Source organism: Kribbella sp. NPDC055071 (assembly GCF_053608045.1).
This window is the reverse complement of record NZ_JBSGUS010000008.1, coordinates 15,317-38,407: the sequence shown is the minus strand read 5'-3', so window position 1 is coordinate 38,407 and position 23,091 is coordinate 15,317. Positions and strand designations below refer to the sequence as shown.

The 23,091-nt window shown below is 66.8% G+C and carries 20 protein-coding genes; 9 read left to right on the top strand and 11 right to left on the bottom strand.

Translation table 11 applies throughout. The features are described 5' to 3' along the window. Positions 1-98 precede the first annotated feature (98 nt). From ACWF4Z_RS15195 to ACWF4Z_RS15185, 3 genes are read right to left on the bottom strand one after another with little or no spacing between them, the layout of a single operon-like run. Complete coding sequence (locus ACWF4Z_RS15195; RefSeq protein WP_452243637.1) at positions 99-443, bottom strand: YciI family protein; 345 nt, start codon at positions 441-443, stop codon at positions 99-101. Then, on the bottom strand, positions 440-1,699 hold the full coding sequence (locus ACWF4Z_RS15190; protein WP_452243636.1) for a hypothetical protein: 1,260 nt from the start codon (positions 1,697-1,699) through the stop codon (positions 440-442). The genes ACWF4Z_RS15195 and ACWF4Z_RS15190 overlap by 4 nt, the downstream gene beginning before the upstream one ends. Continuing rightward, positions 1,587-2,660 carry a glycosyltransferase family 2 protein gene (locus ACWF4Z_RS15185; protein ID WP_452243635.1) on the bottom strand — a complete coding sequence of 358 codons (1,074 nt, stop codon included), beginning with the start codon at positions 2,658-2,660 and terminating at the stop codon, positions 1,587-1,589. Before ACWF4Z_RS15185 ends, ACWF4Z_RS15190 begins: the two co-directional genes overlap by 113 nt. Before the next feature lie 1,642 nt (positions 2,661-4,302). Here ACWF4Z_RS15185 and ACWF4Z_RS15180 point away from each other — a divergent pair. Continuing rightward, entirely contained in the window at positions 4,303-4,866 is a 564-nt protein-coding gene (locus ACWF4Z_RS15180; RefSeq protein WP_452243634.1) for a TetR/AcrR family transcriptional regulator, read from the top strand. Then, positions 4,863-5,708 carry an LLM class F420-dependent oxidoreductase gene (locus ACWF4Z_RS15175; RefSeq protein WP_452243633.1) on the top strand — a complete coding sequence of 282 codons (846 nt, stop codon included), beginning with the start codon at positions 4,863-4,865 and terminating at the stop codon, positions 5,706-5,708. Before ACWF4Z_RS15180 ends, ACWF4Z_RS15175 begins: the two co-directional genes overlap by 4 nt. Before the next feature lie 3 nt (positions 5,709-5,711). On the opposite strand, the gene ACWF4Z_RS15170 is transcribed toward ACWF4Z_RS15175, so the two are convergent. Further along, on the bottom strand, positions 5,712-6,284 hold the full coding sequence (locus ACWF4Z_RS15170) for a hypothetical protein (RefSeq protein ID WP_452243632.1): 573 nt from the start codon (positions 6,282-6,284) through the stop codon (positions 5,712-5,714). Positions 6,285-6,367: 83 nt separating this feature from the next. Then, a complete protein-coding gene (locus ACWF4Z_RS15165; RefSeq protein WP_452243631.1) occupies positions 6,368-7,375 on the bottom strand; it encodes a LacI family DNA-binding transcriptional regulator in 1,008 nt (335 codons plus the stop codon). A gap of 170 nt (positions 7,376-7,545) precedes the next feature. Between ACWF4Z_RS15165 and ACWF4Z_RS15160 the strand changes: the two genes are divergently transcribed. From ACWF4Z_RS15160 to aceB, 3 genes are read left to right on the top strand one after another with little or no spacing between them, the layout of a single operon-like run. Further along, on the top strand, positions 7,546-9,006 hold the full coding sequence (locus tag ACWF4Z_RS15160) for a hypothetical protein (RefSeq protein ID WP_452243630.1): 1,461 nt from the start codon (positions 7,546-7,548) through the stop codon (positions 9,004-9,006). 30 nt (positions 9,007-9,036) lie between these two features. Further along, positions 9,037-9,306 (top strand): hypothetical protein, encoded by a 270-nt coding sequence (locus ACWF4Z_RS15155; RefSeq protein ID WP_452243629.1) that lies wholly within the window; start codon positions 9,037-9,039, stop codon positions 9,304-9,306. A 10-nt stretch (positions 9,307-9,316) separates the two neighbouring features. Continuing rightward, positions 9,317-10,882: a malate synthase A gene (aceB, locus tag ACWF4Z_RS15150; protein ID WP_452243628.1), complete on the top strand. Its 1,566-nt coding sequence runs from the start codon at positions 9,317-9,319 to the stop codon at positions 10,880-10,882. 58 nt (positions 10,883-10,940) lie between these two features. Here the strand turns inward: aceB and ACWF4Z_RS15145 are convergent, their stop codons facing one another. The 6 genes from ACWF4Z_RS15145 to ACWF4Z_RS15120 all read right to left on the bottom strand — a co-directional run bounded on the left by ACWF4Z_RS15145 (position 10,941) and on the right by ACWF4Z_RS15120 (position 16,318). Then, positions 10,941-11,861 carry a nucleotidyl transferase AbiEii/AbiGii toxin family protein gene (locus tag ACWF4Z_RS15145; protein WP_452243627.1) on the bottom strand — a complete coding sequence of 307 codons (921 nt, stop codon included), beginning with the start codon at positions 11,859-11,861 and terminating at the stop codon, positions 10,941-10,943. Continuing rightward, a complete protein-coding gene (locus tag ACWF4Z_RS15140; protein WP_452243626.1) occupies positions 11,858-12,745 on the bottom strand; it encodes a type IV toxin-antitoxin system AbiEi family antitoxin domain-containing protein in 888 nt (295 codons plus the stop codon). The genes ACWF4Z_RS15145 and ACWF4Z_RS15140 overlap by 4 nt, the downstream gene beginning before the upstream one ends. A gap of 79 nt (positions 12,746-12,824) precedes the next feature. Beyond that, positions 12,825-13,196, bottom strand: coding sequence for a cupin domain-containing protein (locus tag ACWF4Z_RS15135; RefSeq protein ID WP_452243625.1), 372 nt, complete (start codon positions 13,194-13,196; stop codon positions 12,825-12,827). A gap of 12 nt (positions 13,197-13,208) precedes the next feature. Beyond that, a complete protein-coding gene (locus ACWF4Z_RS15130; protein WP_452243624.1) occupies positions 13,209-13,865 on the bottom strand; it encodes a Rid family hydrolase in 657 nt (218 codons plus the stop codon). Beyond that, the gene (locus tag ACWF4Z_RS15125; protein WP_452243623.1) at positions 13,862-15,442 is read right to left on the bottom strand and encodes a flavin monoamine oxidase family protein; all 1,581 of its coding nucleotides are present in this window, start codon (positions 15,440-15,442) and stop codon (positions 13,862-13,864) included. Before ACWF4Z_RS15125 ends, ACWF4Z_RS15130 begins: the two co-directional genes overlap by 4 nt. Positions 15,443-15,556: 114 nt before the next feature. Then, positions 15,557-16,318 (bottom strand): S1 family peptidase, encoded by a 762-nt coding sequence (locus ACWF4Z_RS15120; RefSeq protein ID WP_452243622.1) that lies wholly within the window; start codon positions 16,316-16,318, stop codon positions 15,557-15,559. A gap of 120 nt (positions 16,319-16,438) precedes the next feature. Between ACWF4Z_RS15120 and glgX the strand changes: the two genes are divergently transcribed. From glgX to ACWF4Z_RS15100, 4 genes are all read left to right on the top strand, one after another. Beyond that, a complete protein-coding gene (gene glgX, locus ACWF4Z_RS15115) occupies positions 16,439-18,556 on the top strand; it encodes a glycogen debranching protein GlgX (RefSeq protein WP_452243621.1) in 2,118 nt (705 codons plus the stop codon). After that, complete coding sequence (treY, locus tag ACWF4Z_RS15110) at positions 18,553-20,958, top strand: malto-oligosyltrehalose synthase (RefSeq protein WP_452243620.1); 2,406 nt, start codon at positions 18,553-18,555, stop codon at positions 20,956-20,958. Before glgX ends, treY begins: the two co-directional genes overlap by 4 nt. Before the next feature lie 4 nt (positions 20,959-20,962). After that, on the top strand, positions 20,963-22,693 hold the full coding sequence (treZ, locus tag ACWF4Z_RS15105) for a malto-oligosyltrehalose trehalohydrolase (RefSeq protein ID WP_452243619.1): 1,731 nt from the start codon (positions 20,963-20,965) through the stop codon (positions 22,691-22,693). A gap of 155 nt (positions 22,694-22,848) precedes the next feature. Continuing rightward, positions 22,849-23,049 (top strand): hypothetical protein, encoded by a 201-nt coding sequence (locus tag ACWF4Z_RS15100; protein ID WP_452243618.1) that lies wholly within the window; start codon positions 22,849-22,851, stop codon positions 23,047-23,049. The last annotated feature ends 42 nt before the right edge of the window (positions 23,050-23,091 follow it).

Sequence of the window (23,091 nt, the reverse complement as noted above, 5' to 3'; positions counted from 1 at the left end):
CAGGCTCTCGGGTTCTACCTGCACCACGGGTTCCGCTTGGTTTCCCGCAGCGAGACAGACGCCATGAACAAGCCCTACCCGATCCTGCACCTAGCGCTTTAGCCGGCGATCTCGAGGATGTCGATCGGCGTGTTCGGGTCGGCCGCGGCGAAGCGCAGCGCCCACTGGATCGCCTCCTCCTTGGAGTCGACGCGGATGATCGACAGGCCGGCGACGAGCTCCTTGGTCTCGGCGAACGGTCCGTCGACCACGCGCGGCTGCCCCGGACTCGGGAACGTGAGCCGCGCACCCCGTGAGCTCGGCATCAGCCCCTCGCCGACCTCCAGCACGCCGGCCTGACGCATCTCCTCGAGCACCGCGTCGGCCCGCTCCAGAATCGCCGGATCGGGCGGATTTCCCGCCTCCAGGCTGTCGTTCGTCTTGTGCAGCAGCATGTACCTCATGAGGCGGAGCCTAGTAGCTGGGTGAGGTTGCTGGGGGCGTAATAGGTGGTGGGGTCGGCACAGACCGGAGCGGCGGTCAGTTGGTTCGGTGCGGTCATGAGGATGGCGTGACCGCGCTTGATGGCCGGCTCGAGGTACTCGTGACCGGGGAGGTCAGCCACGGCAGTCCGGCAGCCGAGCGCCATCCCCTCGAACAGCGCGGTCGTCGCGACACCGACCTGGTACGTCGCCGACGCCAGCAACTCCAGCGTGCTCCCACTTGTCGACAGCCGCACACAGTCGGGCAGCGTGTAGTCGGTCTCCCGCTCACTCGGGTGCAGTCGGAAGAGAACCTCCAGCTCCGGATGCTCCTTCGCCACCGCCTCGGCGACGTCCACGAGCTCCGCGCCGATCGTGCCCTGCGACAGGAACACGACTCGCCGCGGATCCTTCGTCCCGACGCTGGGCAGGAACGGCGCCCCGAGAACCGCGGTCTTCATTCCCGCGGGCAGTTCCGCGACATCGGTCCAGTACGAGCCGAAGCACCACAGCTCATCCGGCTGATCCGCCACCGCCGGCCGCCCCGGATAGCTGTAGCCGAGGTGGAACGGACTGATCGCCCCATGCTGCAGCTCAACCACCCGGATGCCGAGATCGCGCGCTGCCCCGACGATGTGCTGATGGAAGTACGCGACGACCACATAAACCGTGCTGATCCGATGCCGTCGCAGCAGCGATCGATACAACGCCCGCAACCGCAGGTGCTTGGGCACCTCGCGCGCGAGCAACGCACCGACCGGAACGGAAACGCCCGTCAACTCACGCAGCGCCGCGCCGGCCCCGCGATCGTCGAAGGACCGCCCGTGGACCGCTCCCGCGGCGGAGGTGAAGAAGTCGAGGTTCTTGCTGCCGGGCAGCGGGGTCCCGTTGATCCCTGAGTCGAGGATGAGCGCCGACGGACCCAGAGCGGTCCGGAGTTCGTCGGTGTAGATCTCGACACCGCCCGGTTTCCGCGGATGCGGTACGACGAGAACGTCGTACCGGCCGAGAAACGGATTGCGAGTGATCAGGCCGGCCAGGTGCCTGCCGGTGAGAGCAGCCTTCTCGTACGGCGAACGTCGTACCGGATGAGGTACTCCGTGGATCCCGCTGCGCCGGGTCAGCTCATGGAAGACGCGCATCCGGATGATCGGCCACGGACGAACGCCCTGGATCTCCCAGTCGAGCAGACTCAGCTCCCGCTCCACCTGCCAGATCGCCTGGCACAGACTCGCCACCGTCGGCTCCCGATCCGGTGCCGTGCTCGATTCCATGCCGTTCCCGGTACTCGTCGTGGTTGATTCCGATGATGCCCGCGAGGCTCCCGATACCCGAGAAGAACCGGCGGACCGCCTTCAGCAGGTGTGTCTTGCGGCCGAGCAGCAGCCCGGCCAGCGCGAACCCGAGCGCCGAGATCACCCGCGCCGAAGCATAGGCCAGCACCAGCAGGTAGCTGACCGCGCCCGGCCGGATCAGCAGCCGGCTGATCGTGTCCCCGCTGCCGGACCGGAACGCACGCCGTACCAGCCACAGCAGAGTCGTCCGCTCGACCGGCACCTCCTCGGCGATGCAGGCCTCCTCGCACCAGACGATGCGGAACCCGGCCCGGTGGACGCGGAGGAAGAAGTGCAGGTCGCTGGACCCGGTGTAGCGGAACGCGGGATGGAACCCGGGCGTGACAGTGTGATAGACCCGCCGGCTGACCAGCGTGTTGTTCGTGTAGGCCTTCCGCAGCTCCTCGCCGGTGGCGTGCTTGCCGGTCGAGTCGTGCACATCGCTGTAGTGACTCCACGGCGGCGCGCCAGGCGGCAGGTTGCCCTTGACCGGGCCGGTGACAACGTCGGCGCCGGTGGATTCCCAGGCGTCGAGCAGGCGCGCGAGCCAACCGGGCGGCGCGACCTCGTCGTCGTCCACGAAAATCAGGGCGTCGTCGTTCCAGCACAGCTCGACCGACCTCTCCCGCGCGAACGGGATCCCCGGCTCCGGTTCCACCACCGATTCGATCGGGTACGGCGTCCCCGCGCCGAACTCCTCGAGCACCCGGGCGGCCGAGCCGTCCGCGTCATTGTCGACCACCACGATCCGGATCGCGTAGTCGGAGTTCTCCGGTAATTTCTGAGCCTGCAAGCTGGTCAACAGCCCGTGCAACAGAGCAGGTCGCCTGAATGTGATTACTGCAATGGCGACACTGGTGCTCATGGCGCCCGAGCCTATCGTTCCCCCCAACGGACAGCCCCGAAGGACCGGCTTGCGGCTCCAACGCTCACCCCTCCGCGGCGGCTGTTTGTTGCCGCCTTCGGCGGGGTGCGCGAACTGCTGACACGCGTTCATCTGGTGTGCGTGACGAGATGTGGCGTCGCGGGTGTGGTGGTCGCCGCTCCGCGGCGACTGCCTGTTGCCGCCTTTCGGCGGGGCGCGGAGGGTGGATCCGCGGCTCGGGTGGTGTGCGCGGAGGGGATGTGGTGTCGGGGCCTTCGGAGGGACTGTGGTTCGCGGTCTCCGCTGCGTGAGTGTGCTGGTCGCGGCGGTGTGCGTCAAGGGCGCCTTCGGCGTCGCTGCGCGATCTTCGACCCTTGACCCACACCACCGCGACCAGGGAAGGACGCAGCTACGCGGATCCCGCGGGGAGTTGTGAGCCGGGTCGAGGTGGTCCCGGTTGGTCGGTGTGGTGGCGGGCTGGTCTGGTTCGGAGTGATTCGGTGCAGGATCCGGTGGACCGGCCGGTCCTGGTCTATCGGTGTGCACGTATCAGTCGCGCGGGGGCTGTCCCGGGCTCGGGATCTCACGACTCGGGCAGATTCATCCACCCGCCGGTCCAGCAGCCGGCGACTCGCGGACTCGGGAAGATGTCTTCCCGTTCCGGGTAGAAGATCCTCCCGACCCTCTTCCCTGCCAGGGGAATCCCGTCACTCGGACACTCCCGACCACATCCCGGGATCTACCCCGCGTCTGGGCTGCCAACTCGTGGGTTATCCGGTGAGTTTGTCGGTTCTCGGGTGAGATCTCGGTGGGAGAAGGGACAAGCTCATGGGTTAACCCGTGAGTTGGAGACCGCTTGGTCGGGGCAGCCCCGTCGCGTCGTCGGCCGGCCGCTGTGAGGTCTGCCCGGCGGCACCCCGAACAGCCACCCACTACGATCCGTCACCGTGATCACGCCGCGGCTTCATCCAGACCGGCCCGTCACCACAGCCCACCTCTGTGAACACACCGGTGCCCCCATCCAGACCAGCCCGTCAGCCTCACCACAGTCCGGGACCGTGATCACACCCTGCGCGCGACCACTCGGGTGAGCGGCTCCGGGATAGCTGCGGTCTTTCCTGGTCGGGGTGGTGGTGGGTCAAGGGTCGAAGATCGCGCAGCGACGCCGGAGGCGCCCTTGATGCACGCCGCGCCGACTGGCACGATCACGCAGCCCGGAGACCGCGCCACCACAGTTCCTCCGCAAGGCCGGGGCCGCAGCGCAGTCGTTCTGCGCACACCAGGTGAGCGGCGGATCCACGATCCGCGCCCCCGCCGAAGGCGGTAGCAAGTCAGCCGCCGCGAAGCGTTGTCCGATCGGTCCGACCGCATCACGGTGGTTCTGCGCAGACCAGTCGAGCGGCGGATCGGACCATCCGCGCCCCGCCGGAGGCGGTAGCAAGTCAGCCGCCGGGGGAGCGGTGTCCGGTCGGTCCGGCCGCATCACGGTGGTTGTGCGCGTACGAGTTGAGCGGCGGATCCACCATCCGCGCCCCCGCCGAAGGCGGCAGCAGGTCAGCCGTCGCGGAGCGGTGTCCGGTCGGGAGCAGGGTGCGGCCGATGGTTGTGCGTACGCCGCTGTACCTGTGGGTACGGTGGTGAGGTGGAGACGGTCGAGCGGTTGATCAGCAGTACTCAGGAGTTGCTGTGGGAGCGTGGGTACGTCGGGACCTCGCCCAAAGCGATCCAGCGAGCGGCTGACGCGGGGCAGGGAAGCATGTATCACCACTTCGCCGGCAAGGCCCAGTTGGCCAAGGCTGCGATCGAGAGGTCGGCCGAGGAACTGCGCGCCGCGGCGGCCGGCCAGTTCGAGCAACCGGGCACGGCCACCGAGCGGATCAGCGGGTACCTCGAGCGAGATCGTGAGGTGCTCAAGGGCTGCCGGATCGGGCGGCTGACCGCGGATCCCGACGTACTGGCGGATGCCGATCTCCGTGCGCCGGTCGCCGAGATGTTCGACTGGTTGCGGACGCGCCTCGCGGAGGTAGTCGCTGAGGGCAAGCGAAACGGCGAGTATCCGGCCACCCTGGATGCCGATCAGACGGCCGCGACCATCGCCGCTGTGTTGCAGGGCGGTTATGTGTTGGCGCGAGCGGCCGGATCGCGGGAGCCGTTCGACCTCGCCGTACAGGGTTTGATCAACTTGTTGCTGGAGGCTACGAAGTGAAGATCGGTGCGGTGTTCCCTCAGCTCGAGATCGGCGCGGACCCCGCGGTCGTCCGCGACTGGACGACGACCGTCGAGCAGGCCGGCTACAACCACGTGCTCGCCTACGATCACGTCCTCGGCGCGGACCCGACCAATCGGCCCGGGTGGACCGGCTACACCGACAAGTCCTTGTTTCATGAGGTTTTCGTCCTGTTCGGATACATGGCGGCGATCACCACCACGCTCGAGCTGGTCACCGGCGTGCTCATCCTCCCGCAGCGGCAGACGGCGCTCGTCGCCAAGCAGGCGGCCGAGATCGACGTGCTCAGTGGCGGACGGCTGCGGCTCGGCGTCGGCATCGGGTGGAACAAGGTCGAGTACGACGCACTCGACGTACCGTTCGAGCGGCGAGGCGCTCGCCTCACCGAACAGGTGGAACTGCTGCGCAAGCTCTGGGCGGAGCCGGTGATCACCCACGGCAGCGTCAAGGAAGCCGGGCTCAATCCCTTACCGGCCAAGCAGATCCCGATCTGGTTCGGCGGTGGCGCGGACGCGGTGCTGAGACGAACGGGCCGCATCGGTGACGGCTGGATGCCGCAGCTCGCACCCGACGACGAAGCCAAGAGCAAGCTTCGGATCATGAAGGCAGCCGCCGAAGAGGCAGGCCGCGATCCCGCTCAGATCGGGATCGAGCCAAGACTCTCACTGGGCGCCGTGCCGGAGCAGGATTGGCGCAGGTACGTCGATGCCTGGCGCGACCTCGGCGCGACGCATCTGTGCGTCAACACGATGAACATGGGTCTGTCCAAGCCCGAAGACCACGCCGAGGTCCTCAGCAGCGTCCTGCAGCGCCTTACCTAGAGGTCACCTGAAGATGCCGAACAGGGCGGGGATCAGACCTGCGTTGGGGTGGCTGAGGGGCACGTTGACGATCGGCTCCGCGGAGTCGGTCCGGTAGATCCGCACCATGCCGTTCGCCACCCGCGGCGGGCGGATCGACGACCAGTGCAGGCTGAGCTTCGGTCGCTTGCAGCCGATGCCGAGCTGGTTCACCTTGATGCTGCCACCGATCGTCACCGTCTCGCCCTGGTAGATCCGGTTGACGAGGTCGGTGAGCAGGCGCGGCTCGAGGAACTCGGCGGACAGGTTCGCCATGAAGGTGAACCACTCCGGAAGCTCGTCACGAACGCCGCCGCGGGAGGAGGACAAGATGATCGTCGGCGCGGCCTTGTGCGGATACTTGCCGACCTCGAAGTGCCAGTAGGTGGTGTGCGTGGTGGGATACATGAAGCGCTTCTCGGTCGTCTGGGTGACCCAGTAGCTGACCCACTCGATCTCGTCGAGGGTCATCGTTCGCCGGCCGTGGGTGATTCGCTCCGGATCGGCGTGGAGCGCCGACCAGCCGACCTTGGTCTCGAGGACGGGGACCTCGCTCATCAGAAAGCCTCTCGCGTTGTACGGGGCGGGTACCGATCGCGCGTTGGACGTGCGCCCACTGCGCGTGGTTCCGCCGTACCGAGCTAGAGGCGGGTGTTGGCTGTCGAGCGACGGATCACCAGTGGGCAGGGGAGGGTGATGATCTCGGTCGGTCGCTCCGGGTCCTGGATGCGTCGGCGGAGCAGGTCGACACCGGTCTCGACGATCGCGTGGACGGGCTGCTCGACGCTGGTCAGGTCGAATGCTTCCCACGCGGCCATCTCGGTGTTGTCGAAGCCGACCACCCACAGGTCGTCGGGGACCTTGGCCCCGACCGCGCGGGCGCCGTCGAGGATGCCGAAGGCCAACAGGTCGGTGACGGTGTAGATGGCGGCCGGCGGCTTCTTGCGGCGCAGCAGCTTCGTCGCGGCCGCATGGCCGTCGGCGTGCGGGACGCCGACCGAGACGACATTGGCGGGCTTGATCTTCACCCCGGCATCGGCGAGCGCCGCCCGGAACCCGAGGTCGCGATCGCGTGAGGTGTTCCCGGTGTGCGTCAGGGTGACCAGGCCGATGTCGGTGTGCCCGGCCTCGACCAGGTAGCGGCCGGCGTCGTACGCGCCCTGCCAGTTGTCGCCGACGACCTGGTCGCAATCGAGCCCGTCGATCCCGCGGTGCAGCAGCACGGTCGGAGTCCCCGACGCGAGCGCCATCGTGTGCAGCGTCGAGTCGTACGTCGCCGACGTCAGCAGAAACCCGTCGACCAGGCGCTGCTGGATGACGTTGCCGACCGATTCCTCCGGATCGTGCTCGATGTTCCACAGGATCATGTGCAGCCCGACCGAGCTGAGCACCCGTCCGATCTCGTCCAGCAACTCGGCATGGAACGGGCTGGTCACGCGGGTCATGAACACGCCGATGGTGTCGGTGCGGCCGGTCTTCATCGCCCGGGCCAACGCGTTCGGGGTGTAGTTCGCGTCCTTCAACACCTGCAGCACGCGTGCCCGCGTCTCCGGGTTGACCTTCGGATTGTTGGTCAGCACCCGCGAGACCGTCGCCTGCGAAACCCCCGCCAGCCGCGCCACATCCCGGCTCGTCGGTGGACGCGCCATCCCGGCCTCCCTCCCCAATCCCGCTACCCAGTCAAGTCGGCCAGTCCAATCGGCCGGTCCAGATGCTGAACCCTACTGAAGAGTCTCACCCCGCGCCGTTGACCGCTCCCACCGACCTGTGTATACGTATTCACGGTCGACGTATTCAGCCCAGCGCAAGGGGAGAAGGGGTGAGCACCGTGCCGGACCGGCTCGTTGCCCTGCAGATCGGAGCGGTTTCGTTCGTCGACGAAGGCGTCGACCAGACACTGGACATCCTGGCCGACCGCGGCGCGGTGAATGCGCTGTTCCTGGCCACGCCGACCTGGACCCGGGGCACCGGCGGACGGCAGATCCCGGGGCATCCGATCCCCGACCACGGCGGCGCCGAGTACGACCTCGGCTGGGTCGGCGGGAACTACGCGCCGCCGCATCCGCAGTACTACGGGAACACTGTGCTCGGCTCGGCCGGTCGCGCGCCGGAGCACCCCTCACTGGACCTGCTTGCCGAGGTCGTGCCGAAGGCGCGCGAGCGGGGGATGAAGTCGTTCGCGTGGATGGAGGAGAGCGGTGGTGCGCGCCAGTTACGGACCTACCCGAACTTCGTCAAGGTGCTCGAGGTCGACGCCTGGGGCCGGCCCGGTCGGCGTCCGTGCTTCAACAACCCTGACTACCGCAACTGGCACCTCGGCTTCGTCGAGGACTATCTGCAGAGCTACGAACTCGATGGACTCGCCTGGTGCTCTGAGCGACCCGGCCCGCTGAACCTGCTGATGCAGGGGACGGTCGACGTGGCCGAGATCGGGTGCTTCTGCCCGCACTGCCGCCAGATCGGCCGCGATCGCGGGATCGATGTGGCCCGCGCGATCCAGGGGTATCGCGAGCTGATCGAGTGGAACCAGCGGGTCGGCGCGGGCGAGCGGCCGGTCGACGGCGCGTTCGTGACGTTCTGGCGGATCCTGCTGAACTTCCCCGAAGTGCTTGCCTGGCAAACGTTGTGGACCGAGAGCCAGCGGCAGCTGTACCGCGACATCTACGGTGTCGCCAAGGCGTTGTCGCCGGAGGTGCAGGTCGGCTGGCACGTCTATCACAACATCTCGTTCAGCCCGTTCTATCGGGCCGATCAGGACTACACCGAGATGGCGAGGTTCTCCGACTTCATCAAGGTCGTGATCTACAACAACTGCGCCGGTCCGCGCTTCTTCACCTGGGTGAAGAGCATCTGTGGTGCGCTCTTCGCCGACGCGGATCCCGAGGACGTCTACCCGTTGGTGATGAAGCTCCTGCAGCTCGACGAGGGTTCGTACGAGAAGCTGCCGCAGACCGGATTCACGGCCGACTACGTACGGCGGGAGACCGCGCGCGCAGTCGCGGGAGTCGGCGGGCAGAGCGCCATCTACCCCGGTATCGACATCGACATCCCGGTCGGCAAGGCGCGTGAACGGTTGGAGGCGCCGCGTGATCTCGGGACCAAGATCAACTGGGACGACAACGAGGGTGAGCTGACACAGTGCACACGGGAGTCCGTGCGCGATGCCACGCTGGCCGCGTTCGAGGGTGGCGCGGAGGGCGTCGTACTGAGTCGTAAGTACTCCGAGATGCTGCTCGAGAACGTGTCAGGCGCTGGTGACGCAGTCCGGAGTCTCGCGTGAAGCCTTGGTATCAAAGGACTCCCGCTGCGCGTGGAGGGTGCTGGCGTACTGGATTGTCAGCTCAACCGGCAGGGCGAGACGGTCATCCTGCATCTGGTCAACCTTGATCAGGGCGGCGCGTGGCGCGGTCGGCTGGCGGAGTTCACGCCCGCAGGGCCGTTCACTGTCACGCTCCGGTCGGACGGGTCGCGGGCGCGGTTCCTGGTGGCCGGGGGCGAGGTCGAGGTGACCTCGGTGGACGGCTGGATTACGGTCGTGGTTGACCGGATCACCGATCACGAAGTTCTGGTCCTGAGCTAAGGAGCCTTTTGTGTCAGTCGACGTCACCGGGCCGATCAACGAGCGGTACGACGAGATCCTCACCGAGCGGGCGCTCGGACTCATCGAGGCGTTGCACCGCGCGTACGACGGGAGGCGGCTCGAGCTCCTGGATCGTCGGACCCAGCGGGTCGCCGAGATCGCGGCCGGGGCGTCGCTGGGGTTCCTGCCGGAGACGAAGGACGTGCGGGACGATCCGTCCTGGCGGGTCGCTGCCGCGGCACCGGGGCTGGTCGACCGGCGGGTGGAGATCACCGGACCGACCGACCGGAAGATGACGATCAACGCGCTGAACTCCGGTGCCAAGGTGTGGCTGGCCGACCAGGAGGACGCGAACACGCCGACCTGGGAGAACGTGGTCGGCGGTCCGCTCAACCTGCTCGACGCGATCACGCGGCGGATCGACTTCAGTACCGACACGAAGAGCTACGCGCTGCGGCCGGACGACGAGTTGGCGACCATCGTCGTCCGGCCGCGCGGGTGGCACCTGCCGGAGAAGCACATCCTCGTCGACGGTTCGCGGGTGAGCGGTTCGCTGGTGGACTTCGCGCTGTACTTCGCGGCGTGTGCGCAGTTGCAGCTCGACCGGGGTCAGGGGCCGTACTTCTATCTGCCCAAGATGGAATCGCATCTGGAGGCGCGGCTGTGGAACGACGTGTTCGTCACCGCGCAGGAGTTCGTCGGCATTCCGCGCGGGACGATCCGGGCGACGGTGCTGATCGAGACGTATCCGGCGGCGTTCGAGATGGAAGAGATCCTGTACGAGCTGCGTGAGCACTCGGCGGGGTTGAACGCGGGACGCTGGGACTACATGTTCAGCGTGATCAAGACGCATCGTGATCGCGGTGTCGATTTCCAGTTGCCGGATCGAAACAGTGTCACGATGACCGTGCCGTTCATGCGCGCGTACACGGAATTGCTGGTGCGGACGTGTCACAAGCGCGGGGCGCACGCGATCGGCGGGATGGCGGCGTTCATCCCGAGCAAGGACCCGGCCGTGAACGAGCAGGCCTTCGCGAAGGTCGAGGCGGACAAGACCCGGGAGGCCGGTGACGGGTTCGACGGTTCGTGGGTCGCGCACCCTGGCATGGTCGAGACCTGCCGCGCAGTCTTCGACTCTGTGCTCGGCTCGGAGCCCAATCAACTCGGCAAGCTCCGCGAGGACGTATCGGTCACGGCCGATCAACTGCTGGACGTAGCCGCCACTCCAGGCGACGTCACCGAGGCGGGCCTCCGCAACAACATCAGCGTCGCAATCCAATACCTCGCCGCCTGGCTCGAAGGCACCGGCGCCGTCGGCATCTTCAACCTGATGGAAGACGCCGCCACCGCCGAAATCTCCCGCTCCCAAATCTGGCAATGGCGCCGCAACGGCGTAGTCCTAGACACCGGCGACACCATCACCACCGAACTAGTAGAACGCCTGACCGCCGAAGAAATCACCAAACTCCCCACCCCCACCGCCTACGAAGCCGCCCGCACCCTCTTCCTACAGGTAGCCCTGGCCGACGACTACAAAGACTTCCTAACCCTCCCCGCCTACGAAACCTTCACCTGAGGCGGGCTTGGGCAGGTCGCATCGGTAGGATCTCGACGAACTTGTCGGCACTGTCGAGCTACTCGACCCAGCGTTGAGTGGCGAGGTCCCAAGCGCCGCGTTCGATGTCACCTGCGAGGAGCGGGCCGAGGCAGGCACCCACCGCACCGAGAGCTTGTGGGAGGTCGCACAGTTCGGCGGGCAGCTTGGCTTTGACGGCTTCGTTCCGGTAGCCGGCGGGCCACTGCCTGCCCGGCGAGTCGAGCGTGGCCGGTAGAGCAAGGTCTCGATGCAGTGCCTCAGCGTGTAGCGCGGCGGCAGTGGTGGCTGCGACTATCCCTGCACCGCTGGTGACGATCAACACGAGATCGACGAGGTCGTGGTACCGAGTCGATGGCATGCCGTCTCGATGGACTTCGTACATCGCACAGACTTTGTCTGCGATCTGGTCGGCCAACGAGTAGAGCGAGAACTCCGGAAGGGGCGGTACGCCTGGCATCTCGATGACCGGCTTCGGCTGGTACCGGTCGACGCGGCTGAGTTGGCGTTTCTTCACGGAAAGGTCAATGCTGAACCGCTGGTATTCGGTGGTGCCGATCGCCGCCGCGACACGGATGGTGGCGACCGCTTTCTCGCCGTCCGTCGAAGCGCGCTCGTCGACTCGGCCGAGTTCGAACCGAAAGAAGTCGTCGCCACACGGTCGCGCTGTTGCGCTGCGCAGCTCGGTCAGAGGCGCGACGAGGTCAACCTCGTTGGCAGGGTACAAGAGATCGACATCGTCGCTGTAGCGGGCATGCGGAAGCCTGCCCAGGAGACCGGTCCCACCCTTCAGTACCCACGGCGCACCGGGATTGTGGAACACGCGGGCGAGGAAGCGTTGCAACACGAACTCGCGGTTGATCTCCTGGGGCGGCCGCCCCAGGTCCTTGGCAAGCTTCTTCATGTGTGCGTTGGCGCTCGCCCGGAACTCGCGAGCGCTGGCATACGGCTTCTCTCTCACTCGACTGCCTGATCCTTTGATTCGTGAAGGAGTCGTGCGCGAGCTTCATAGGCGGCGTGCAGCGCGTCTTGGATCTCTCCGGGATCGCTGGTGACGCCCAGTGCGGTCTGCACGGCCCGCAGGTCGTCGATCGACAGCCCGGTATGCGCAGCGCGATTACGGAGGTCTCTGGGGACTCGCGGATCCAGCAGCGCAAGTGCGTGAAGAAGGGCGGAATCAGCTTGAGACGGCCTTGGCCCGACGAGTTCCGCGGCCTGCTGCGTCGCTCTAGGGATACCGGCCTCCTCGAGGAGGTAACGCAGGAGCGCGCGACCGTGTCCCAGGTGCTGCCCGTAGTGGTGGGCGAAGGGGGAGAGTGCAGAGCTGATTTCATCCGCCGTCACGGAGCCCAGAGCCATCCCGTCGCGTACGACGCCGGCCAGATGGCCACCGTCGGTCTGCGCCTTCGCCAGATCGCCGATGGTCTTCACGATCGTCGTTACTGGAAGGCCCGAGACGATCTGCCAATCGTCCGGATGCAGGTGCTCGCGATGAAAGCTGACATCAGCTCGCTTGGACTGCTTGCGGGCAGCAACGGTGAACTCGAATCGATCCGCGTCCAGATCGCCCAGTTGGTGGTACCTGGCGGCCGATCGATGCGACAAGACTGCGTCTGGTTTCTGGAGACGGTCGGATGCCTGCTGCTCAGGAGCCAGTGCGAGCCATGCTGCGCGGAGGTCGTCCAGTGGCGAGCCTGCTCCCACTACCCGGTAGACGCCATGGGACACGCGCTCCAAGACGCCGTCGTTGGCCAGCCGGGCCATCGACTGCGGAGACACGCCGGCAGCGCGCGCCTGGGCGGTTGTCACCAACCCCCACTGCTCGTCGGCGATGGCGGCAACCACAGCGATCAACACTTCAATCCTCCGAGTATCACTTCGAAAATACTCTACCACGGTAATTTCGAAGCACGAGGCATGAAGTTCAGAGTTGGGTCGGGTCGACGTTGACCGTGGGGATCCCGCCGCCCGCCCGCGCGATGATGGCTAGGGAGGGGGTGGTGGTGGGGTTGCTTTCGCGGTGGATGGTGAAGGCTGGGACGTGGACGAAGTCGCCGGCTACTGCGTCGAGGTAGTCGTCGGTGCCTTCGAATTCCAGGCGGAGGACGCCGGAGACGATGTAGAGGCTGCTTTCGTTCTTGTCGTGGTGGTGCCAGCCGGAGATCGCGCCGGGCTGGGTGATGACCTGGCCGGCCCACAGGATCGGGAGCTCGAAGGCTCGCATCCGGAGCATGCCGGCCGTTGGGTCGGCGGCGACCAGGTCACCCGCTGTGATTACGCGGACGGGCTCACTCATGCCTCCAGTGTGTCAGCGTTTGGGGTAGGCGGCGTCGACCTCGACCTCGACGAGCCAGCCCGCGACCGGGAGGTTCTCGATCTCGAGGGCGAAGCGGGACGGGCGGGACTTGTTCACCACGAACGGCTTGGCGGGTGGAGCTGTGCCGAGAGGGACGGGGACGTACTGGCCGGTGGTGAGGTCGGTGTTGGCGAAGTACTGGCGGTAGGCGCGGTTCCAGCCGGCGAAGTCGGCCGTGGTCGCGCCCGCCGGATTCTGGAGGAAGACGCGCATCGTGTAGACGTCGGCGTACGACAGACCGGCCGCCTGCAGGTTCTCGCCGATGCGCCGCAGGACGTTGATCCCCTGGGCCTCGGTGATCGTCACCCCGGCGGGCAGCGTCCCACCGGGGAAGACCACGGCATCGACGTACGACGCTTCCGAGCCGGCCGGAGCACCCGGGTTGAGCGCGGACGGTCCGATCCCGCTGGTCTTGTAGTACGGCGTATTCGCGCCGATGCCGACCCCGCTGGCGATCATCGGATTGGCCTGACCAGCAGGCAATGCCGGTACGACGGTCCCGGGCCTCGGCGGTCCTGGTTTGTTCCACCAGCCGGCGGCCGTGGTGGCACCACCACCGAAGGACAACGCGACGACTGCCACCCCTGCAGCCAACGTACGTTTCCTCATCGGCTCGTCACCCGGCTGTGCAGAGCGGTGACCGTCGCCCGCGCGGAGACGATCGCGCCGTGCTGCCACGCGATCGTGTGCGAGAGATGATCACCGGCGAAGTAGATGTTGCCGGTGGCATCGAGTAGCCGGGCGTAGATGCCGTCGGTCTGGGACGGCCAGCTCACCCAGGAAGCCTCGGAGTACTTCGTCCCGAGCCAGTTCACCGAGAACGCCGCCTTGACGTCCTGCGTGTACACGTCACCGTGCATCTTGGCGCCTTGCATCAATGCGCGTTGGAGCCGGGCGGCCGGGGTCAGAGCGCCGTACGCGTTGGCGTTGGTGCCGGTGTTGTAGTAGGCGATCACCGTCCCGCGCTTGCCGTGGAAGCCGGTCGACGGGTACCACGTGTTGACCGTGTCGAGCGAGCTGTTGGTGATGCCGCCGTAGATCTTGTGGTCCTCTTCCCACCAGCGCCGTCCGTACTCGATGCCGAGCTTGCCCGCGTTCGTCGGCCGGGCGTACTTGAGTGCCTCGATGATCGGAGCCGGCAGGTTCGACGGGACCTTCGCGGCCAGGTGCGGCGGCAACGTGCAGATGGCGTAGTCCGCGGTGATCACCTTGGTCCGCGACCCGCTTTTGTAGGTGACCTGTACGCCGCTGCCGGTGTTGGCCAGCCCGGTGACCTCGGCGCCGTAGTGGATCTTGTCCCGGCCGATGGCCTTCTCGAACGCGTACGGGATCCGGTCCATCCCGCCGACCGGCTGGAACATCATCATCGCCTGATCCCAGCCGAACTCGAACGAGAAGTAGTTGCCGACGCCGCTCGCGAACACATCGCTCAGCGCGTACGGCGCTGCCGTCTTACCGCCCTCGAGTCCAGCGCCCGGCTCCACCTCGTATCCGCGGCGACCATCCGTCCCGGTGTACGCGAACCCGGCCGCCTTGTTCCCGATCGAACCGAAGCTGCTGAGGAACCCGATCAGCGCCTCCTTGTCGGACGCCGTCAACAGGCCGTCGAGCGCACCCTGGTCCGCGGCCGTGGCCAGCAGCTCGGAGACGTAGCCATACACGTCCGCCTTGGCCGTGCGATGCCGAATCGGCTTGCCGGACAGGGCTGTTGACCCTTCCCGGTAGAGATAAGCATCGGCGTTCTGGTTGACGAACGGTTCGATCGCGACACCGAGCTCGCGGCAGTACTCGAGCGTCAGGTGGTGCTGCGGCAGCCGGCCCGGCCCGGCGTTCATGTACTGACCGGGCGAGAACGTCGCCCGCTGGGTGTTCCCGGCCAGATCGGTCTCCACGGTGCCGCCGCGGACCGTCCAGTTCCGGCCCCCCGGGCGGTTGCGGGCTTCGAGCAGCGTGACCTTGTAGCCGGCCTTGAGCAGTTCGTACGCCGAGGTCAGCCCGGAGATCCCGGCGCCGAGGACGACGACGTGCTTGGTGCCGCGGCCGTTGAGTTCGGTCCGCGACGGAGCGGCGTACGCGGGTGTCTCGGCGGCGCCCGTGAGGCCGAGCGCCGACATCGTGGAGAACATCACACCGGCCCCACCGGTGATACCGACCTGTTGCAGGAACTGACGTCTGGTCTGCGCCATGCCTTCTCCTCACTGAGCAACGGGGTAGCTGACCAGAAAGGTAAGGACATGATGTTTTCACCCCGTGACGCGACGGTGACGAGCTGAAACCGGAACTGACAGGTATGTTTCGGCTTAACGAACCTGTTGGAGCAGCGTCTTGGCCACCGGCGCGATCTCGGCGTAGACACCGGGGTAGCCGGGCTCTGCGCAGCCTTTGCCCCAGGAGACGACACCGAGCAGACGTCCGTTCAACACGAGCGGGCCGCCCGAGTCGCCCTGGCAGGCGTCCGCGTTACCGTCGAGGTATCCGGCGCAGACATTGGATGCGGCCGCGTAACCGTTGGCGACGTACTCCTTGTTGGCCAAACAGGTCGCGTCGCCGAGGTCGGGGACGGCGAGTTTCTGCAACGTGTCGTCGGGACCGGTGTCCCTGGTGTCACCCCAGCCGTAAACGGTCGGTACGACGCCACGCCGGTCGGCCTTGGGGTCCGTCTCCAATGCGATCACCGGTACGCCGGTGAACGGCTTCTCCAGCGTCAGTACGGCGAAATCGTGGCGGTTGTTCGTGGTGTTGTACGCCGGATCGATCCACACCTTGCTGATCGCAGACACCCGCCCGGTGCTGTCGTCGGCCAGCTCGGCTCGCCCCTGGACGGCGCCGTACGTCGACAACGGCTTCCCCATGCAGTGGGCCGCAGTCACGAGCTTGTCGGCCCGTACCAGGACCGCCCCACACCATCGCCCGGTCGCCGACGCGGCCCCCGAGTACGTCAGCGCCACCGCCCATGGCGCCTCACTGGAACTGGCCAGTGTCCCCCCGATCACCACCGGCTCCTTCGCCCCGGCCGTCACCAGCAGCAGCACCCCGACCAGCGCCAAACCCCGTCTCAGCATGCGCAGAACTTACTCCAGGTAACCCATCAAGCACTCGAGGTAACACTCCGCTCGGTGAACTCTCGGCTGCAAATCGGCACCGATGCAGTCTCCACCGGTGGAGGTGGCTACTGTCGTCAGGTGCAGAAATGGCCAGGTCGTCCTTACCCTCTCGGTGCCACGTACGACGGCGCCGGGACGAACTTCGCGCTGTTCTCGGAGGTTGCGGAACGAGTAGATCTCGCGTTGATCGACGACGACGGGACCGAGCAGCTGGTGCAGCTGACCGAGGTCGACGGGTTCGTGTGGCACGCGTACCTGCCGGCGGTGCAGCCAGGCCAGCGGTACGGGTTCCGGGTGCACGGGCCGTACAGCCCCGCGGACGGTTACCGGTGCAACCCGTCGAAGCTCCTGCTGGATCCGTACGCGAAGGCGATCGACGGGCAGATCGACGGCGACGAGTCGCTGTACAGCTACCGGTTCAAGAAGCCGGACGAGCTGAACACGATGGACAACCGCGAACACACCATGCTGTCCGTGGTGACGAACCCGTTCTTCGACTGGGGCAACGACCGCCCGCCGGGTCACGCCTACCACGAGACCGTGATCTACGAAGCGCACGTCAAGGGCCTGACCAAGACCCATCCCGCGCTGCCTGAGGAGATCCGCGGCACGTACGCCGGGATCGGCCACCCAGCCATAGTCGAGCACCTCAAGGAGCTTGGCGTGTCAGCGATCGAGCTGATGCCGATCCACCAGTTCGCGCAGGACGGGCACCTGCAGGAGCTCGGCCTGTCGAACTACTGGGGTTACAACACGATCGGCTTCTTCGCGCCGCACAACGACTACGCCGCCGGCGGCACGCGTGGTCAGCAGGTGACCGAGTTCAAGACGATGGTGAAGGCACTCCACGCGGCCGACATCGAAGTGATCCTCGACGTGGTCTACAACCACACCGCCGAGGGGAACGAGTTCGGCCCGACGCTGTCGTTCAAGGGCATCGACAACGCCGCGTACTACCGCCTGGTCGACCAGGACAAGTCGCACTACTACGACACGACCGGCACCGGCAACAGCCTGCTGATGCGGCATCCGCACGTGCTGCAGCTGATCATGGACTCGCTGCGCTACTGGGTCACCGAGATGCACGTCGACGGCTTCCGCTTCGACCTCGCGGCCACGCTGGCCCGGCAGTTCCACGAAGTCGACCGGCTGTCGGCGTTCTTCGACCTGGTCCAGCAGGACCCGGTGGTGAGCCAGGTGAAGCTGATCGCCGAGCCGTGGGACGTCGGCGACGGCGGCTACCAGGTCGGGAACTTCCCGCCGCTGTGGACCGAGTGGAACGGCAAGTTCCGCGACACCGTCCGCGACTTCTGGCGCGGCGAGAAGTACACGCTGGCCGAGTTCGCGTCCCGGCTGACCGGCTCGTCCGACCTGTACCAGGACGACAGCCGCCGCCCGATCGCGAGCATCAACTTCATCACCGCGCATGACGGCTTCACGCTGCGCGACCTGGTCTCGTACAACGAGAAGCACAACGACGCGAACGGCGAGGGCGGCAAGGACGGCGAGAGCCACAACCGCTCCTGGAACTGTGGTGTCGAGGGCGCGACCGACGACCCCGAGGTGCTCCGGTTGCGCGCCAGGCAGCAGCGCAACTTCCTCACCACGCTGCTGATCTCGCAGGGCGTGCCGATGATGGCGCACGGCGACGAGCTCGGCCGGACGCAGAGCGGCAACAACAACGTCTACTGCCAGGACAACGAGCTCTCCTGGGTCGACTGGAAGCTGACGCCGACGCAGAAGGACCTGCTCGAGTTCACCCGCGCGCTGGTCAAGCTACGGAACAACCATCCGGTGCTGCGGCGCCGCCGGTTCTTCCACGGCGACACCGGCGTCGACGGGCTCGGTGACCTGGTCTGGTTCACCCCCAAGGGCACCGAGATGCAGAACGGCGATTGGCAGGCCGACGACGCCCGCGCGATCGCGGTGTTCCTGAACGGCGACGCCATCTCCGAGCCGGATCCACGCGGTGAGCCGGTGGTCGACGACTCGTTCCTGGTCCTGCTGAACAGCAACTACGAGCAGACCGACTTCCTTCTCCCGCCGAAGGAGTACGGCGCGGCCTGGACAGTGGTCGTGGACACGACGACCGCGACGGGTGTCGCGAGTGACGAGCCGCATGCCGCCAGCAGCACAGTCCGATTGGAGTCGCGCAGCACGCTGGTCCTGACCCGTCCTCGCCAGGTCGCCGGATGACGGCCGTCCCGCAGGCGACGTACCGGCTGCAGTTGCGCGCCGAGTTCGGCTTCGACGACGCGGCCGCGGTCGTCCCGTACCTGGACAGCCTCGGGATCTCGCATGCGTACCTGTCGCCGATCCTGCAGGCCGCACCCGGTTCCACCCACGGGTACGACGTTGTCGACCACAGCCGGCTGTCCGAGCCGGCCGGTGGTCGGCCTGCGTTCGACCGGCTGGCGAAGCGGTTGGCAGATCACCGCATGGGGACTGTGGTTGACGTCGTACCCAATCATGTGGCGGTGCCGACGCCGGCGCGGCTCAACAAGGCCCTGTGGTCGGTGCTGCGGGACGGACCGAGTTCGCCGTACGCCGAGTGGTTCGACGTGGACTGGGGTTCGGGGAACCAGCCGCTGTTGATGGCTGTGCTCGGTCAGCGCATCGGGAAGGTGCTGGCCAACGGCGAGCTGTCCCTCGACGGCGACATTCTGCGGTACTACGACCACGAGTACCCGGTGCGGCCCGAGACCGAGGACCTGCCGATGGCGGAGCTCGTGACCGAGCAGTGGTACCGGCTGGCGCACTGGCGGGTCGCTGACGAGGAGCTGAACTACCGGCGCTTCTTCGACGTCGACACGCTCGCAGCCATCCGGGTGGAGACGCAGGAGGTCTTCGACGCGACGCATGCGCTTCTGCTCGAGCTCCTGGGTGAGGGCAAGATCAACGGCTACCGCATCGACCACCCGGACGGTTTGGCCGACCCGCGTGGCTATCTGCGTCGGTTGGCCGAGCGCACCGGCGGTGCGTGGGTCGTGGTGGAGAAGATCCTCGAGGGCGACGAAGAGCTACCTCGCGACTGGCCCTGCGCCGGCACTACCGGGTACGACGCGCTCCTACGAGTCGGTGGTCTGTTCGTCGACCCCGCCGGCGCAGCGCCGCTGTCGGCCTTGCACTCCGAGCTCACCGGTCAGCCTGCTGACTTCGGTCCGGTTGTGGAGGAGGCGAAGCGCGAGATCGTGCAGCACGGGCAGTACGCCGAAGTGCATCGACTCGTGGAGCTCCTGGCTCGCATCTGCCAGGACGACGTCCGGCTGCGGGATCACACCCGACGTGCGTTCCATGAGGTCGTTGTCGAGCTGCTCGTCCACTTCGACGTCTACCGGGCGTACGTCGTACCGGGGGAGACGCCGGAGCCCACAGCGGTGCACGCCATGGAACGGGCCGCCGCGAAGGCTCGGGACAACCTCGACGAGGACAGGCAGGAGACGCTCGACGTCGTACTGCATCTGCTGCTCGGTCGAGAGGTCGGTACGGCCGGACGGATCGACGAACACGCGCGGCACGAGCTGATTGTGCGGTTCCAGCAGACCTGCGGGCCGGTGATGGCCAAGGGGGTCGAGGACACCGCGTTCTACCGGTGGTTCCGGCTCACTTCGCTCAACGAGGTCGGTGGCGATCCAGAGCACTTCGGTGTCTCGCCGGAGGAGTTCCACGCGTACGCAGCCCGGCTGAACCAGCACTGGCCGAAGACGATGACCACGCTGTCCACTCACGACACCAAGCGCTCCGAGGACGTGCGTGCCCGGCTCGGTGTGCTGTCGGAACAGCCCGCTGCCTGGTCCGAGGCCGTCCGGGAGTGGCGCCGGTTGTCAGATGACCACCGGAGCCCGTTGCTGGACGGTTCGACCGAGTACCTCTTCTGGCAGACGCTCTTCGGCACGTGGGACGACGGACCGCTCCCCGAGGACCGTCTGCAGGCCTACCTGCTCAAGGCGATCCGCGAGGCCAAGCGTCACACCACCTGGACGTCTCCGGACGAGGAGTACGAACAGACCGTCGCCGGCTTCGCCAGCTCGGTCCTGAACGACCAGACCGTCCTGGATGCGGTACGACGCTTTGCCGATCGGCAGACCGAATTCGTCCGGGCGGCGACGCTCGGCCAGAAGCTGGTCCAGCTGACGATGCCCGGCGTACCGGATGTCTACCAGGGCAGCGAGCTGGTCGACCTGTCGCTCGTGGACCCGGACAACCGCCGGCCGGTGGACTACCCGGACCGGATCGACCGGCTGCGTCGACTGGACGAGGGTGCCAAGCCGGACGACCTGTCCGACGAGAAGCTGCTGGTCACCGCGCGGGCACTGCGGATCCGGAGGCAGTACCCGGAGGCGTTCGCCGGCAGCTACACCCCGCTCCCGACGTCCAACGGTCACGCGGTCGCCTTCGCCCGCGGCGACGCGGTCATCACCGTGGCGACCAGACTGCCCGCGGCACTGCATCGGCTCGGCGGTTGGGGTGACAGCACGGTCGTCCTACCCAGCGGCCAATGGAAGAACGTGTTGACCGGCCACGAGGTGGGTAGTGGAGCAGCTCGCATCCATGACCTACTGGAACACCTCCCAGTAGCTCTGCTCGTCAGGAGCTGAACACATGCACACGTTCTCGGTGTGGGCGCCTGAAGCGTCGTCGGTCGATCTGGTGCTGCGGGACGGCGTACTGCCGATGCACTCGGCGGACGGCGGTTGGTGGCAGCGAGAGGTCGTCGAGGCTCATCACGGCACCGACTATGCGTTCGCCGTGGACGGAGGCGAGCCACTGCCGGATCCACGCAGCCCGTGGCAGCCGGACGGCGTCCACAGGTTCAGCCGAGTCTTTGAGCCAGACCGGTTCGAGTGGACCGATGAGGACTGGATTGGCCGCGATGTGCGCGGTTCGGTGTTCTACGAGCTGCACATCGGGACGTTCACTCCAGAAGGCACGCTGGACGCGGCAGCCGACAACCTGGACTATCTGGCGTTGTTGGGCATCGAGGTGGTCTCGCTGCTCCCGGTCGCCGCGTTCCCCGGCAACCACGGCTGGGGGTACGACGGCGTCGACCTCTACGCCGTCCATGAGGCCTATGGCGGTCCCGAAGCGTTGCAGCGGTTCGTTGACCGGTGTCATGACGTCGGGCTGGCCGTTTGCCTCGACGTCGTCTACAACCACCTCGGTCCGAGCGGTAACTACCTGAGCAGCTTCGGTCCGTACTTCACCGCCAAGCACTCGACGCCGTGGGGTCCGGCCGTCAATCTCGACGACACAGGCAGCGTCGAAGTCCGCCGGTGGATCTGTGACAACGCATTGCGGTGGTTCCGGTCGTTCCACCTGGATGCTTTGCGGCTTGACGCCGTACATGCGTTTGCTGATGACAGTCCGGTGCATTTGCTCGCGCAATTGTCGGCTGAGACCGCAGAGTTGTCCGCGGACCTGGGTCGGCCGTTGGGACTGGTCGCGGAGTCGGATCTGAACGATCCGCGCATGGTCGAGCCGGTGTCCGAGGGCGGGCGCGGCATGACCGCGCAATGGAACGACGATTTCCACCATGCGCTGCATTCGCTGCTGACCGGGGAACGCTTCGGGTACTACGTGGACTTCGGTGCGCCGGAGGTGTTCGCGAAGACCCTGACGAAGGTGTTCCTGCACGACGGCACCTACTCGACCTTCCGTGGCACGGACTGGGGTCGCCCGGTCGACCCGACGAAGGTCAGCGGTGGTGACTTCCTCGTCTACACGTCGAACCACGACCAGATCGGCAATCGCGCGCTCGGCGACCGGCCCGCGCTGACACCTGGCCAGCTCGCGATCGGTGCTGCGCTGGTGGTGACCTCGCCGTACGCGCCGATGCTGTTCATGGGTGAGGAGTGGGGTGCCTCGACGCCGTGGCGGTTCTTCACCGACTACGACGAGCCCGCGTTGGCCGAGGCCGTCCGGACCGGGCGGCGGCGTGAGTTCGCCGAGTTCGGGTGGGAGGCCGAGGAGATCCCGGACCCACAGGATCCCGAGACCTGGCGCAGCTCGGTCTTGGACTGGTCCGAGCTGGACGAAGCGCCGCACCACGACCTGCTGGCCTGGTACCGCCACCTGCTGACGTTCCGGGCGAAGATGCCGGAATTGCGCGACGACCGGCTGGACTCGGTGGCGATCGCGTTCGATCCGGGCGGCGCCTGGCTGGTCGTGACGCGGGGCAGCCTGCGGATCGCGGCGAACCTGAGCCCGGCCGAGTCCGTGGTCCCGCTCGACGAGGACCCGGCGTACCTCGTGATGGCTTTCGGTACGGCGAACGTCGTCACGGACGGTGTTCGGCTGCCAGGTCATGGCGTTGCCATCGTCGCGGTCCGTTAATCACTAACGCCGCACAATGTGTTTCGAATCCAACACAACACGCCGTTCGAGCCTGTTGTTTCGCGGGGGATTTCTGGAATCGCTTGTGTGGAAGCGATCCGTGGCGGAATGTGGAAAGGCCAGCACGGTACCGGGGGGTTGACGGGAGGATCTGGATGACAGTCGGAGGCGTCGACACTTACTACGACTACGAAGAGAAGCAGTGGAAGAGCAGGCGATTGGGAGGCGGACCGATCCGTCGAGGCCCGGTCTGCCCAGCCCCACGGATCGCTGATCGGGCGGCGCACGAACCGTCCCGTGAGCGGCATACGACCTCCACCCGCGACCGCGACAAGGCCAAGACCGTCCTCGGCTGAAGCTCCCGGTGGCAGGACCCGCCAGATCAGGTCACCGGACCG

Bases quoted from the DNA above. Each gene is read 5' to 3' on its own strand.
- ACWF4Z_RS15125 (WP_452243623.1), bottom strand. From the start codon at position 15,442: ATGGCGCAGACCAGACGTCAGTTCCTGCAACAGGTCGGTATCACCGGT.
- ACWF4Z_RS15185 (WP_452243635.1), bottom strand. From the start codon at position 2,660: ATGAGCACCAGTGTCGCCATTGCAGTAATCACATTCAGGCGACCTGCT.
- ACWF4Z_RS15195 (WP_452243637.1), bottom strand. From the start codon at position 443: ATGAGGTACATGCTGCTGCACAAGACGAACGACAGCCTGGAGGCGGGA.
- ACWF4Z_RS15130 (WP_452243624.1), bottom strand. From the start codon at position 13,865: ATGAGGAAACGTACGTTGGCTGCAGGGGTGGCAGTCGTCGCGTTGTCC.
- treZ (WP_452243619.1), top strand. From the start codon at position 20,963: ATGCACACGTTCTCGGTGTGGGCGCCTGAAGCGTCGTCGGTCGATCTG.
- ACWF4Z_RS15135 (WP_452243625.1), bottom strand. From the start codon at position 13,196: ATGAGTGAGCCCGTCCGCGTAATCACAGCGGGTGACCTGGTCGCCGCC.
- ACWF4Z_RS15100 (WP_452243618.1), top strand. From the start codon at position 22,849: ATGACAGTCGGAGGCGTCGACACTTACTACGACTACGAAGAGAAGCAG.
- ACWF4Z_RS15120 (WP_452243622.1), bottom strand. From the start codon at position 16,318: ATGCTGAGACGGGGTTTGGCGCTGGTCGGGGTGCTGCTGCTGGTGACG.
- ACWF4Z_RS15165 (WP_452243631.1), bottom strand. From the start codon at position 7,375: ATGGCGCGTCCACCGACGAGCCGGGATGTGGCGCGGCTGGCGGGGGTT.
- treY (WP_452243620.1), top strand. From the start codon at position 18,553: ATGACGGCCGTCCCGCAGGCGACGTACCGGCTGCAGTTGCGCGCCGAG.
- ACWF4Z_RS15170 (WP_452243632.1), bottom strand. From the start codon at position 6,284: ATGAGCGAGGTCCCCGTCCTCGAGACCAAGGTCGGCTGGTCGGCGCTC.